This is a genomic window from Chryseobacterium sp. (assembly GCF_008014695.1).
Taxonomy (GTDB): Bacteria; Bacteroidota; Bacteroidia; order Flavobacteriales; family Weeksellaceae; genus Kaistella.
Window position 1 is genome coordinate 58,514 of record NZ_VOXE01000002.1, and the last position, 13,230, is coordinate 71,743.

Genomic DNA, 13,230 nt, shown 5'->3' on the forward strand with positions numbered 1-13,230 from the left:
TTACGTTTTGCCTTTAGTGGCCGTTTTCTTCGGGCAGATCCTCGTCCACTCCGTGACCTGCGCCAACTCTTCTGGTCGGAAGGCGGTTCGCCATTAAATCGTTGTATTCCTGCCTGTTTTTGAAAATCTTGATGGCCATAAAGATCGCTTCGGTAAAACTCTGTTCATCTGCAATATTCTGACCTGCAATATCGTAGGCGACGCCATGATCGGGTGAAGTGCGGATGTAGGGCAATCCCGCGGTATAATTTACCCCTTCTTCGTAAGCCAAGGTTTTGAATGGCGCCAATCCCTGATCGTGATACATCGCCAGAACCGCATCGAAATTTCTGTATTTGTTAGGCTGGAAAAAACTGTCTGCGGGAAATGGACCGAAAGTAAAAATCCCGTTATCGAACAGTTCTTTTATGGCCGGGGAAATAATTTCAATTTCTTCGGAGCCGATTACCCCGCCGTCGCCGGAATGTGGATTGAGGCCGAGAACTGCAATTTTTGGCGTCTGAACCTGAAAGTCTTCAATTAGACACTGGTTCAGAACCCTGATCTGTTTTTTTATTTTTTCTTTCGAAATGTTTTCGGCAACATTGGCAAGCGGAATATGGTGTGTAGAGACCGCGACTTTTAAATCCTCCGTCACAAGAAACATCAATCCTTTTTTACCGAATTTTTCCTCAAGATAGCCGGTGTGTCCTGCATGGGCAAAACCCTGTTTCATCATTTCGTCTTTATTGATCGGGGCAGTCACCAAAACATCAATATCCCCGTTCATTAATGCGTTTGTAGCCGCTTCGAGTGAATCAATGGCCATTTTGGTAGATTCTTCTGTCGGTTTTCCCAACTCCACATTCACGTTGTCCTGCCACACATTTACAAGGTTCAGTTTTCCGTTTTGTGCCTCGGAAGCTTCGTTAATGTAGTTAAAGGTGAGCTGAAGTTTAAAAATATTTTTCTGGAAAGTAAACAGTTTCCCTGAGCCAAAAATAACCGGAGTAAAAAAGTCGGTAATACTTTTGTCTTTCAGCGATTTCATGATGATTTCCGGACCAATTCCGTTGAAATCGCCGATGGATATTCCTACTCTTACTTTATGATTTTTGGGGCTCATTTTATTATCTTTGAAGATTATTAGAATTTTACAAATTTAGCAAAATAATTATATGTTCACAGGAATTATTGAGGCAGTTGGAATCGTGGAGGAAATCGAAAAGACGGAAAGTAACATCAATTTTACACTGAGTTGCCCGTTTTCCCAAGAATTAAAAATCGATCAAAGCCTTGCTCACAATGGCTGTTGTCTTACTGTAACCTCAGTTTCCGGAAATCAATATACGGTAACGGCAATTGATGAAACCTTGGAGAAAACAAATCTTTCTGCCTGGAAAGTGGGTTCAGTTATCAATCTTGAACGGTGTATGAAACTGGATGGAAGACTCGACGGACATATTGTGCAGGGTCATGTTGACAAAACTGGCGAAGTTGTTGCTATAGAAAATAAAGAAGGAAGTTACCTTATCACCATCCGGTACAATTCAGCAGGAAATTTCATTACCGTTCCGCAAGGTTCAGTTACAGTGAACGGAATATCGCTCACAGTAGCAAAAAGTGAAAATTTTCAGTTTTCAGTGGCGATTATTCCATACACATGGGAATTTACGAACATGAAAAACATAAAAAATGGCGATTTGGTAAATCTGGAATTTGATATTATAGGAAAATATGTTTCGAAACTACTAACAAACCAAAATGTCATTCAACAAATATAAAGGCTACAGCTTAAGGAACAAGATTTTCTGGGGATTTCTCGTCATCTGTTTATTAAGTATTGTAGGAACGTCGGTACTGTCGTATTTCATCTTAAGAAATAATGCCATAGAGCAGAGCCGGACCGATATGCAGAACAAAACGGAAGCATTAATGGCTTACCTGGATTATGCGGTGAGTCATACTCAGGTTCAAACCGATGATCTTCCCGATATTTTACGTAATAAAGTATATGAAATTGCCGATATCAATAAACATGATGTGGTGATTTACAATTTAAAAGGTGATTTTCTCCTTTCCAATAAAGATCTGAACCTTATTCCGCAGAAAACAATTCCCCTTTCCATCGTTAACAAAATTCTGGCAACTGACAAAAGGGTGGACATTCAAACCTATGATGAAAAAACACAGACGCATCTGACATCATCATATCTTCTCCTAAAAAACAATATGCTGGATCCAGTAGCTATTGTTTATTTCCCCTATTACCATAATGAATCGGCGTATATGGAGGTTTTAAACAAATATGTGAAATACATCATTATTGTTAACCTGTTGATCATTGTATTCAGTATTTGGTTCAGCTGGATCATTTCGAACAACCTTACAAAAGCGCTCACAAGATTTTCGGAAATGATCACGAGAATTACTCTTTTTGAGAATGATTTTCAGCCGATAAAATATTATAAAAACGATGAGTTAAGTGCCCTGGTAAAGGCTTATAACAAAATGATCCTGCAGATTCAGGACCAGAAGGAAAGGCTTAGTTTTAAAGAAAAAGAAAGCGCCTGGCGCGAAATGGCGAAACAGGTTGCTCATGAAGTAAAAAATCCGCTGACTCCAATGAAACTTACCATTCAGAATTTTGTGAGGAAATTTGATGCGAATGATCCACAGATTAAAGAAAAGGTGAAACACATGAGTGATACGATGGTGGACCAGATTGATCTGATTGCCACAGTTGCCAGTGCCTTCTCGCAGTTTGCCCAACTTCCCGAAAAATACAATGAAACTTTCAATCTGAACAGCGAAATCTTGCATATTATTGGGGTTTTCAGTGATGACGAGATATTTGTGCATTCAAATAAAGACAATATCATGATCCATATGGATAAGATTTACCTCAACCGGATTATTACAAATCTAATTACGAATGCCAAACAGGCGGTTCATGATGACCGGCCGCCGATCATAAATGTCGATCTTGAACAGTATAACAAACGCGTAGTGATTTCGGTGGAAGATAACGGGACAGGAATTCCCGAAGAGATTCGCGACCGCATTTTCGAACCCAATTTTACTTCAAAAAGTGGCGGAATGGGACTCGGTCTTACGATGATCCGCAAAATGATTGAGGACTATAAAGGTGAAATTACCGTAAAATCTACGTTAGGAAAAGGCACAAAGTTTACCATTCTTTTGCCGACCAATCTATAGTGAAGGCTTTTCAGTTTAAAAACTTTTCGGTACTTCAGCAGGAAGAAGTGTTTAAAATCGGAACAGACGGTGTTTTGCTTGGTGCAATGTCTTCTGTTGGAGCCGGGCAACGAATTCTTGAAATTGGAACCGGAAGCGGTCTTATTTCACTGATGGCGGCGCAGCGAAACGTTCAAGCGTTCATTACTGCAATCGATATCAATCCGGATGCGGCTGAATTGGCGGCCCAAAATTTTAAAAATTCGCCTTTTCATGAAAGAATGGAATGTCTTCAGGCTGATTTTAAAAACTTTGAGTCTGAAGAAAAATTTGATCTGATTCTTTGCAATCCGCCATATTTTGAGGAAAATCCGTCTGTAAAGCATGTTCTTGCAAGACAGCAGACCGAACTTGATTTCAGGTCTTTAATCATCCGTTCAACATTGCTGCTATCGCCTTCAGGAATTTTTTCAGTCATTATTCCTTTTGAATCCGGAAATGTTTTTGAGGAATTAACTCGTGAAAATCAACTTCATTTAATTAAGAAAATCAACATTTCGGGAATTGCAGGTTCCAAACCCAAACGTTTGGTTATGGAGTTTTGTTTTACGGAAAAGCCTTTGGTGGAGGGGCATTTTACAATAGAAAAAAGTCCGAGAAAATACTCGGACCAATATCTTGAACTCACCAAGGAGTTTCATGTTTTTAAAAAATAAGTATTATTCGAAAAGTTCTGCGGTGTCCAAAACCGTTACTTTTCCGTCTTCACATCTGATTGCTTCACCAGGGAAGTTTTGAATCATATGGTAATCGTGGGTCGCCATCATTACTGCACAGTGGTTTTCCAAAGCCACCTGTTTCAGCAGCGTCATAATATCATTTGAAGTTTCAGGATCCAGATTTCCGGTAGGTTCATCGGCAAGAATCAGTTCCGGATGGTTCAGAAGCGCTCTGGCAATCGCTACACGCTGCTGCTCGCCGCCCGAAAGTTCGTGAGGCATCTTGTGTTTTTTCGATTTCATTCCCACGCTTTCCAGAACTTCATTAATCCGCTCATCAATTTTAGCGCGGTCATTCCAGCCGGTGGCTTCCAGAACGAATTTCAGATTTTTTTCAACTGTTCTGTCGGACAGAAGCTGAAAATCCTGGAATACAATTCCGAGTTTTCTTCGCAGATTAGGGATTTCCGAGGTGCTGAGTTTGGAAAGGTCAAAACCGGCAACGCTTCCTTCACCCGCAGTAAGCGGAATGTGCCCGTAAAGGGTTTTCAACAGAGAACTTTTTCCTGAACCGGTCTTCCCGATGAGGTAGCAGAACCTGCCCTTTTGAATGTGTAGATCAACATTGCTCAAAACAGTGAAATTCTTCTGCGCAATTTTGGCATTGGTCAGATTGATGATATTTTCGCCTGGGTCGTTTCTGTGTGGCATTTGTATTTAATTGATGATTGATAGGGATTTAAAAGCGGAACGGTGTTTTAAAGGAAATCAAAAATAAAGAAAAGTTTCATTCCTCGCTCCATTTTTGGGAAATTTTAACAACAAAAAATGCCTGAAAATTTACTTTTCAAGCATATCCTGTATATGATCGTTACGAGATTATCTCTTAGCTCTTGCGGAACTAATGCTTAAACTCTTTCTGCCTTTTGCTCTTCGGGCCGCCAAAACTCTTCTACCGTTTGGTGTAGACATTCTTTCTCTGAAACCGTGTTTGTTTCTTTTCTTTCTTTCGGATGGTTGAAATGTTCTTTTTGGCATTGCTTATATTTTTAGTTATAACTCTATCTTATTTTTCAGACTGCAAAGATAGGAAAGTTTTTATTTTCTGCAAATATATTTGGATTAATTTCGGGGAAACTGGTTTTTATATAAACGTGACTGAAGACAAATTGCATCCTTTCCTGATTCCCCGAAAGTTTTAGGCAGTTTTTCGGTGAAAGTTGCGCTCCCGAAGTGGAGTTTGGATGTTTGTGGTTTGCCAAACCATCATTCTTCCGCTTTGCCATAAAAACTTATCTTTGTCGACTTAAAAAAAGAAGAAATATGTTTACGCCTTCAGAAATATCAGAAATAAAAAAACTCCTGACTCCCGATAAAAAAATTGTCATCATCACCCACCACAATCCCGACGGCGACGCTGTTGGATCGAGTTTGGGACTGAAACATTTTCTGAAACAGAAAGGTCTGGAAGCCGATGTAATTGTTCCCAATGATTTTCCGAAATTTCTGAAATGGATGCCTGAATCCAAAAAAATAATCATTGCAGATTATAAACGCAAAGTGGCAGGTGAAGCCATTTACAATGCCGATGTTATTTTTATCCTCGATTTCAACGCATCGCACCGAAGCGGAAATTTAGTCGGACCGTGGATTGAAAAAGCGCGGGCAAAAAAAATCCTGATCGACCATCATCAGCAGCCGGAGGATTTCGATTTTGTATATTCGGACGTCACCGTTCCTGCAACTTCGCAAATGATCTATCACTTTATTCAGGCGCTGGAAGAAGAGGATATAGTAAACCGTGAAATTGCTGAATGTCTTTACACCGGAATTATGACCGACACCGGCGGGTTCCGCTTCCGGTCCACAAGTGCCACAACACACCGGATTGTTGCCAATTTAATTGAAAAGGGCGCAGATCCTGCAATGATCACTTCCAACACCTGGGATACAAACACCGTTTCGAGGCTTCATTTGCTGGCTTTGGTTCTGGGCAGAATTGAAGTGGTGAAAGACGGAAAAGTGGCTATTCTGTGGCTGAAACGCGACGAACTGAAGGAATTCGGTTTCCAGAAGGGCGATACCGAAGGTTTTGTGAATTATGGTTTAAGCATAATGGGAACTCAGGTTTCTGCCTTTTTTATGGAAGATCTGTATGAAGATTTCATTAAGATTTCCTTCCGTTCCAAAGAAGATGTGGATGTGAACCAGTTTTCCAGAAACCATTTCAATGGCGGTGGCCACATCAACGCGGCCGGCGGAAAATATATGAAATCGATAGAAGAAACCATAGAAGATTTTAAAGAAAAAATCGAGAAAGAAGACTTTTAGATTTATAGATAAAACATAAAGACTGTCAGGGAAAAACTGACAGTCTTTTTTATGCATTCAACCCCAAGTTGAAGTCAACATTTGATGGTAAAGAATCAAAAAACAAAATTTTTGGGAAGATTATGCAGTAACTCGGTGTTGAGAATCGAGGCACAGATTTCCGGTTTTTCCCAGTGCCCATTGTGTCCGCAGTCGAGAAGATAGGATTTGATGTTGGTGCTGTCGGGAAGGTTTTTGAGCATTTCGTCGGTTTTTACCGCATTGTCATGTTTTCCTGCGATCACGAGGATTTTTCCTTCAAAGTTTTCCATGCAGGAAGTTTTGTCGGTTCTATCGATCATGCCTTTTACGGCGGCCAGAACCCCGTCAGTTGGTGTTGAAAGGGCAATTTCTTTCGCCAGTTCTATCTTTCCTTCCAGAACATCTTTTTCATTTTCATTAAAAAGATTCGGAATTCCAGCATTCACGTAATTCGGATACGCTTCTTTGATGATCCTGAAACTTTTTTTCCGCAGTGCTTTCTTTTCCGCATCATCGGCTAAATAGGAGGAAAAAAAGAGGGTCAGCGTTTTCAGTTTTTCAGGAAATTTTTCTGCGAAAGCCAGAGCAGTATAACCGCCCATTGAATGCCCAAGCAAATGAAAATCTTTCAGTTTCAGTTTATCTTTCACTTTTTTAACTTCTTCAGCCATGAATTCCATCGTGTGAACTTCGCCGTATATTTTAGACAAACCGTGTCCCGGCAAATCGATTTTAATTAAAGTAAAATCATCAGACAAGTGCATTTCCATGTCTTCCCAGATCATCAGGTTTTCCATAAAACCATGAAGTAAGACAAGGTTTTCTTTTCCTTTTCCGGATATTTCGTAGTTCAGCATTTTTCTATTTTTGATATTCAAATATAGTAAACTCTAAACCAGGAAAGTGAAAATGAGCATCCAAGACGCTCAAAATTTAGTATTTATTTACCGTATTTGCTGTTCATATACTTTTTCCTCCCAGGTTTTGAGATCTGCAAGACCATATCGTTCGGTGTGGGTTATTGCAATGTCGTCCAGAATATCGACAAAATTTTTATAATTCGACTCATCTGTCGGTTTGATGATAACAGTGAATATTTCCGGATCCGGCGCATTCTTTTTGGCTTCAGCGATTATTTTTGAAATGTTTAAATGCTCAAAATAGGTTTTCAGCAGGCCTTCAGACTGCAAATCATTTGCATTGCTTTGATGGTAATACACCTCGTTATTTTCTCCGAGGATAAAAGTCACCTGATTTTTGTCCTTGATTTCATTTTCGATATGACCATTTGCAGGAAGGCCCAGATCCATGACATTCGGCCGTAGAAAATTGGTGGCCAGGATGAAAAAGGTAATGAGCAGAAAACCCAGATCCACCATTGGAGTCATGTCGATTTGTATGGATTTCTCGGCAAGCGATTTTTTTCCGTTTTTGCTTTGGCTTGGTGTAATATTTTCCATGATTGAATTATTTAAAATTAAATGAAATCGAAAAACTGATATAGAATGGACGGTGATTATAATTTTCAGATACAATATTTATACCTTTTAAGGAAAATTATTGAATATTAATCAATAATTGATATGCAACAGATAAAAACCCCTGAAAGTTCAAACTTTCAGGGGTTGATATTTGAGCGTACGTTTCTGACCTTTTATTTCTGTTTTTTAAAGTATCCGATTCCGCAGTTCAGGAAATTTTTGAAATCTTCCTTTTTCATATAACCTGAAACCGGATAATTGAGCACTTTACCCTCCGGGGAAACCAGCACATAGTGCGGCTGGGAATTGTTGTTGAAATTGATCTGCTGGAACAGCGACCATTTGTCCCCAATGGTTTTGATTTTTTTCATCTGACCGTTGCCCATGTCGATTTTGCTCTGCTCATTTTCAGGGAGTTCCTCTTTGTCATCCACATAAAGCGACGCAAGAATCACATCGTTCTGAAGGATAGGAAGAATATCCGGTTCACTCCAAACAAATTCTTCCATTTTCCTGCAGTTTTCACACCCATAGCCGGTAAAGTCGATGAGAACGGGTTTGTTTTCCTTTTTCGCCAGTTCAATTGCCTTGAAATAATCGTGCTGCGGATGCATACCGAGAATTCCATCTTTTTCATCATGTAGATAACTGACGTTGATTGGCGGCAAAATCCCTGAAAGCAACTGCAGCTTTGGCCGCTCACCCGGAATCAGTCCCTGAATCAGATAAATAATAAAACCGATGCCCAGGAAACCGACGATTTTTCTCGTCAGTGAAATTTTTTGTTTTTTATCATCGTGTGGAAATCTGATTTTCCCGAAGAGGTAAAGCACCAAAGCAATCGTAATCAATATCCACAGAATGATGAAAAGTTCGCGTTTTAGTAAAAATGTTTTGGAAACCAAATCCGCTTTCGACAGAAATTTTAGAGCGAGACCCAATTCTATAAATCCTAAAAACACTTTTACGGTATTCATCCACCCGCCTGATTTTGGAAGACTTTGCAGCGCCTGCGGAAACAATGCCAGAAGACCGAAAACAATCGCCCAGCTCAACCCGAATCCTCCCAATGCGAAAGTCAGCAGCATCGGAACATTTGCAGAACCGGTGACCGCACTTCCGAGGAGACTGCCCAGAATAGGACCGGTGCACGAAAAAGAAACGATCACCAATGTTAACGCCATGAAAAATATGCCGATAATTCCGCCCGCGTCCTCCGCTTTTGAAGATTTATTCGCGATGGAACTCGGCAGTGTAATGTCGTAGTAACCGAAGAAACTCCCCGCAAAAAAGATGAAAATAATGAAGAAAGCGATGTTCAGCCAGATGCTTGTCGAAATCTGGTTAAAGATATTGCCCGCAATTCCGTCAATAATATGGAAAGGCACACTCAGCAGCACAAAAATCAGCAGAATGAAAAATCCGTAAACAAAGGCATCGCGTTTTCCTTTTGCAGGGTTTTTGGAACCTTTTGTAAAGAACGATACGGTTAAGGGAATCATCGGAAACACGCACGGCGTAAGCAATGCAATGAGTCCGCCGAAAAAACCAAGAAGCAGATAAGTCCAAAAGTTCTCATTATTTTCCTGTTTTTCCATCCCACAGTCGGTTAAAGGATTTTTAAAATCAATGGAATTGACTTTCAGGCCTTTCTGTTCCGTTTGAATTGGGGAAACCGTCACAATTTTAGTTCCTGCTTTACCGGGAACGGCGGTCTGTGTTAAAGAATCTTTCGCAGATTCTTCAGCGGTTTCCGCTTCTGAAATCACCGCGCTTCCGCTTGAAACCGGCGTTATTTTCTGTTCGAATTCCAGCGTGTTGGGAGCCAGACAAACCCGGTCGTTACAGGTCTGATAAGTGATTTCCGCCGTAATATTGGCTGGTTTTGCACCGTTTTTAAGTTTAAATTTCTGTTTGAACTGTACAAGATCAGAGTAATACACGATCTGTGCACCGAAGGCTTCTGAGAACTCGTCGTGTTTCTTTCCTACTTCCGTCACTTTTCCGATCAGTTGAATGCCGTCTTTAGAGGAGAGTTTCATTTCTGTCGGAATTCCGGAATCGGGCGGCAGGTCTTTGGAATAAACATGCCAGTCTTTTTCGATGGTTGCCGTCAAAACCGCTTCGTACTCGTTATTCTGAAGGGAATTGATGTTGTATTTGAACTTAACCGGATCTTTGATCTGCGCCGAAAATGCCTGATAAATAAAGAGAAGGCTGAAGAGTAACCAATTTTTAAATTTCATCTGAATTTTTTATTTTTTGTAAAAATCTGGAAGGACGGCTTCCCCAATCGGAAAAGTCAACGCCTGGATTTTTACTTGTAATATCTTTTTTGTGTTTTCCTCTGATGAAAATCTGCGGTCCTGCCGGAACGGAACAACGCCCAAAACATCATCGTTCGCGTCGCATAAAAGCCAGATTTCATGCGCAAAAATAGACAATTTTTCATCCTTACAGAACTTCGAAATTTTCTTTTTCCCTATCATCCCGATAGGATAAAACGTATCGCCCGCCCTTTTCTTTCTTAATTTTAAAGGAAATGTGAGTTTTTCTGCATCGAAAAACCATTCGAAAGAACTTGGATTTTTTGTTGTAGCGTAATTTTGCGGGATGATCACTGTATTTTCTTCAACTTCCAGAAAAATTTCTTCATTTGAATTGATGGAATTTATTTCAGTTGAATTTTTCAGAATAAAATGATCACGGTCTGCAAACAGCGTATGCGTTCCCGAATGAAAGGTTTTCCCATTCTCTGCGTCGAGGATTTTTCTGATTTCTTTTTCTTTGTCGAACCCGAATCTTCGGAGGATTTCGAACTGCACAAAATAATGCTGATTGAGGAATTTCGCTTTATCAATAAAAATCCCGTTCCCGTTTTCTGCAATAAATTTATTTGCGGCTTCCTGAGCTTGTTTATCCGTAAAATCCTTAACCAATTTCAGATAACCGATACTTTTTGAAAAGTTCTGAAGGAAATGAGCGTTGGTTTCGAGCAGTTTTGGGGTGATTTCGTTGCGTATTTTATTTCTCAGATAATCGCTTTTTTGGTTTGACAGGTCTTCGCGGAATTCAATATCATGCGCTTCAGCAAAAGCATAGATTTCATCTTTGGAAAAAGACAAAAGCGGACGCAGAATCTGGTTTTCGTTTGCCGGAATTCCGGTTAAACCTCGTATTCCAGAGGCTTTTGAAAGATTGATGATAAAAGTTTCGAGCTGATCGTTGAGGTGATGTGCTGTAACCAGAAATTCCAGATTTTCTTTCTCCTGAATTTTTCTGAAAAATCCGTAGCGAAGATCACGGGCCCAATTCTGGATGGAATTCTTGGGTTTTTTGTCTTTTTCTGAAAGCTGATAAAGATGAAATGGAATATGGTTTATTTTGCAGAAATCTTCAACGGTCTTCTGATCCAGATCCGAATTTTTTGCACGCAATTTATAGTTCAGGTGAGCTACCTGAAAATTCAGACCTGAGGTTTGAAAAAGATGAAGAAGGACCATGGAATCTGCGCCGCCGCTCACCGCCAAAAGAAAATTCCCGTCCGAAAAATGCGGGCAGATTTCCTCCATTTGCTGCAGAAAATTCTCGGTAGTCAACATCCGGCAAAGATATTAAAAATCAATTCCCTAATTTTGGCTAAACTTTTTTAAAATTATGAGTTTTTTTGAAGAAAACTGTCCCGAAATGGACCGCTATCTGGAAGATCACGCCTCAGTCGAGCCCGATATTCTCAAGAGGTTAAGAAAAGAAACTTTTCAGAAAACCACACAGCCACATATGATTTCCGGATATCAGCAGGGAAGGCTGCTTACGGTGATATCAAAAATGATTCAGCCGAAAAATATTCTGGAAATCGGAACCTTCACGGGCTATGCAACGCTTTGTCTGGCTGAAGGTCTGGATCAGGACGGAAAAATAACGACACTGGATGTGAATGAAGAACTGGCGTACCTGCCTAGAAAATATTTTTATGAAAGCGCATTCGCCGCGCAGATCGATTTCAGAATCCAGGACGCAAAAGTTTTTCTGAAGGAAACCGAGGAGGTTTTCGATCTTGTTTTTATTGATGCCGACAAAGAAAATTATGTGGAATATTTCCATTTAATCAAACCAAAACTCATATCGGGCTCTGTTGTACTGTTCGATAATGTGCTCTGGTACGGGAAAGTTCTGGAAGAAAACCCGAAACAGAAATCCACGCAGAATATTAAAGAACTCAACGATTTGGTGGCACACGATGAAGATTTTGAAAATCTTATTTTACCTTTGCGGGACGGAGTAAATTTAATGAGAAAGAATTAATCTGCAGGATTTATGGAAAAAGGAATTTGTAATGTTTCGGTGGCACCGCTTCGGGCTGAAGATTCACATCAGTCGGAAATGGTTTCCCAAATCCTGTACGGAGAAAGCCTTAATATTCTAGAGGTTAAGGGTGGTTTTTCAAAAATTGCAATGGATTTTGACCAATATCAAGGCTGGGTAGACACCAAACAGATTTCTATTATTTCTGAAGAGGATTTCCAGAACCGCAAGACTGAAATTTTAACCGAACCTTTTGGAACTTATGACCTGCCAGAAGGGAAAACACTTCTTTCGATGGGTAGTGAAATTCCTGCTCAAACATCAAAAGTGTCGAGAACTGCTTCACCGGAACACATTTCTGCAACTGCCCAGCTTTTTCTGAATGTGCCTTATTTATGGAGCGGACGAAGTTTTTTCGGGATCGACTGCAGTGGTTTTGTGCAGTTGGTTTATAAGATTCATGAGATTTGCATTCCGCGCGAAGCTTCTCAGCAGGCCGAAAAAGGCAGGGTTCTGGATTTTGTGGAAGAAAGTTGTCCGGGAGATCTGGCATTTTTTGAGAACGAAGAAGGGCAGATTGTTCATGTCGGAATGATGCTCGAAGAGCAGAAAATCATGCATGCCTACGGGAAGGTGCGTATTGATACGCTGGACTCCTCGGGAATTTTTAATCAGGCATTGAACAGACATACGCATAAGTTGAGATTTGTCAGAAATTTACTGGAATGAAGCTACTTCTAATCATCATAAAAATATTAAATTACCTGATCCTTATTTTTATTTGGGGGTTTACGGTCTTCAATTTTTTTTCATTACCGGATATCATTCCTACCCATTTTGGATTTAACGGCAAAGCTGATGCTTATGGTTCCAGGAATTCGCTTTGGATGCTTCCGGTTATCTCTACCGTGCTTTTTTTAGCTTTGAATTATCTTTCAAAAAACCCGCATTCTCCGCTGTTGAATATTCCCGATTCGATGCGGGACGATAAAAAAGGTGCTGAATTTTTTGTCACCGTGATGCAGTTTTTTCTCGTCCTGACTTTTGCAAGTCTGATTCATGAGACTATTCAGGTAACCAATCAGGGTACTGATGAAATTTCCAACCGGACCCTTTATATTTTGGGAGCAATGTTTGTCTGTATGTTCGGAATGCTGCTTTCAAAAAAGAAAACTAAAACTGTTTAAACATTTATT

General features: G+C 40.1%; 14 protein-coding genes. 7 read left to right on the forward strand and 7 right to left on the reverse strand.

Annotated elements, in window-relative coordinates:
• Positions 1 to 13 precede the first annotated feature (13 nt).
• Complete coding sequence (gene pdxA / locus FUA25_RS04645) at positions 14 to 1,105, reverse strand: 4-hydroxythreonine-4-phosphate dehydrogenase PdxA (RefSeq protein ID WP_147755760.1); 1,092 nt, start codon at positions 1,103 to 1,105, stop codon at positions 14 to 16.
• Positions 1,106 to 1,157: 52 nt separating this feature from the next.
• Between pdxA and FUA25_RS04650 the strand changes: the two genes are divergently transcribed.
• The 3 genes from FUA25_RS04650 to FUA25_RS04660 are packed head-to-tail and all read left to right on the forward strand — an operon-like array spanning position 1,158 to position 3,893.
• Positions 1,158 to 1,763 carry a riboflavin synthase gene (locus tag FUA25_RS04650; RefSeq protein WP_147755761.1) on the forward strand — a complete coding sequence of 202 codons (606 nt, stop codon included), beginning with the start codon at positions 1,158 to 1,160 and terminating at the stop codon, positions 1,761 to 1,763.
• On the forward strand, positions 1,744 to 3,198 hold the full coding sequence (locus FUA25_RS04655) for a HAMP domain-containing sensor histidine kinase (RefSeq protein WP_147755762.1): 1,455 nt from the start codon (positions 1,744 to 1,746) through the stop codon (positions 3,196 to 3,198). Before FUA25_RS04650 ends, FUA25_RS04655 begins: the two co-directional genes overlap by 20 nt.
• Positions 3,198 to 3,893: a tRNA1(Val) (adenine(37)-N6)-methyltransferase gene (locus FUA25_RS04660; RefSeq protein WP_147755763.1), complete on the forward strand. Its 696-nt coding sequence runs from the start codon at positions 3,198 to 3,200 to the stop codon at positions 3,891 to 3,893. The genes FUA25_RS04655 and FUA25_RS04660 overlap by 1 nt, the downstream gene beginning before the upstream one ends.
• Positions 3,894 to 3,896: 3 nt before the next feature.
• Here the strand turns inward: FUA25_RS04660 and FUA25_RS04665 are convergent, their stop codons facing one another.
• Positions 3,897 to 4,607: a cell division ATP-binding protein FtsE gene (locus FUA25_RS04665; protein ID WP_147755764.1), complete on the reverse strand. Its 711-nt coding sequence runs from the start codon at positions 4,605 to 4,607 to the stop codon at positions 3,897 to 3,899.
• Positions 4,608 to 4,775: 168 nt separating this feature from the next.
• On the reverse strand, positions 4,776 to 4,934 hold the full coding sequence (gene rpmH / locus FUA25_RS04670; RefSeq protein ID WP_147755765.1) for a 50S ribosomal protein L34: 159 nt from the start codon (positions 4,932 to 4,934) through the stop codon (positions 4,776 to 4,778).
• A 285-nt stretch (positions 4,935 to 5,219) separates the two neighbouring features.
• Here rpmH and FUA25_RS04675 point away from each other — a divergent pair, with 285 nt between their 5' ends.
• The gene (locus FUA25_RS04675) at positions 5,220 to 6,227 is read left to right on the forward strand and encodes a DHH family phosphoesterase (protein WP_147755766.1); all 1,008 of its coding nucleotides are present in this window, start codon (positions 5,220 to 5,222) and stop codon (positions 6,225 to 6,227) included.
• A gap of 95 nt (positions 6,228 to 6,322) precedes the next feature.
• Here the strand turns inward: FUA25_RS04675 and FUA25_RS04680 are convergent, their stop codons facing one another.
• The 4 genes from FUA25_RS04680 to tilS form a co-directional block, all read right to left on the reverse strand.
• Positions 6,323 to 7,105 carry an alpha/beta fold hydrolase gene (locus tag FUA25_RS04680; RefSeq protein ID WP_147755767.1) on the reverse strand — a complete coding sequence of 261 codons (783 nt, stop codon included), beginning with the start codon at positions 7,103 to 7,105 and terminating at the stop codon, positions 6,323 to 6,325.
• Positions 7,106 to 7,192: 87 nt separating this feature from the next.
• A complete protein-coding gene (locus FUA25_RS04685) occupies positions 7,193 to 7,708 on the reverse strand; it encodes an ExbD/TolR family protein (protein WP_147755768.1) in 516 nt (171 codons plus the stop codon).
• 194 nt (positions 7,709 to 7,902) lie between these two features.
• On the reverse strand, positions 7,903 to 9,975 hold the full coding sequence (locus FUA25_RS04690) for a protein-disulfide reductase DsbD family protein (RefSeq protein WP_147755769.1): 2,073 nt from the start codon (positions 9,973 to 9,975) through the stop codon (positions 7,903 to 7,905).
• A gap of 9 nt (positions 9,976 to 9,984) precedes the next feature.
• Positions 9,985 to 11,331 (reverse strand): tRNA lysidine(34) synthetase TilS, encoded by a 1,347-nt coding sequence (gene tilS, locus FUA25_RS04695; protein WP_147755770.1) that lies wholly within the window; start codon positions 11,329 to 11,331, stop codon positions 9,985 to 9,987.
• 55 nt (positions 11,332 to 11,386) lie between these two features.
• On the opposite strand from tilS, the gene FUA25_RS04700 reads away from it, so the two are divergent.
• The 3 genes from FUA25_RS04700 to FUA25_RS04710 are packed head-to-tail and all read left to right on the forward strand — an operon-like array spanning position 11,387 to position 13,221.
• On the forward strand, positions 11,387 to 12,034 hold the full coding sequence (locus FUA25_RS04700) for an O-methyltransferase (RefSeq protein WP_147755771.1): 648 nt from the start codon (positions 11,387 to 11,389) through the stop codon (positions 12,032 to 12,034).
• A 12-nt stretch (positions 12,035 to 12,046) separates the two neighbouring features.
• Positions 12,047 to 12,763, forward strand: a complete 717-nt coding sequence (locus tag FUA25_RS04705; protein WP_147755772.1) for a C40 family peptidase — start codon at positions 12,047 to 12,049, stop codon at positions 12,761 to 12,763.
• Positions 12,760 to 13,221, forward strand: coding sequence for a DUF1648 domain-containing protein (locus tag FUA25_RS04710; RefSeq protein WP_147755773.1), 462 nt, complete (start codon positions 12,760 to 12,762; stop codon positions 13,219 to 13,221). Before FUA25_RS04705 ends, FUA25_RS04710 begins: the two co-directional genes overlap by 4 nt.
• Positions 13,222 to 13,230 lie beyond the last annotated feature (9 nt).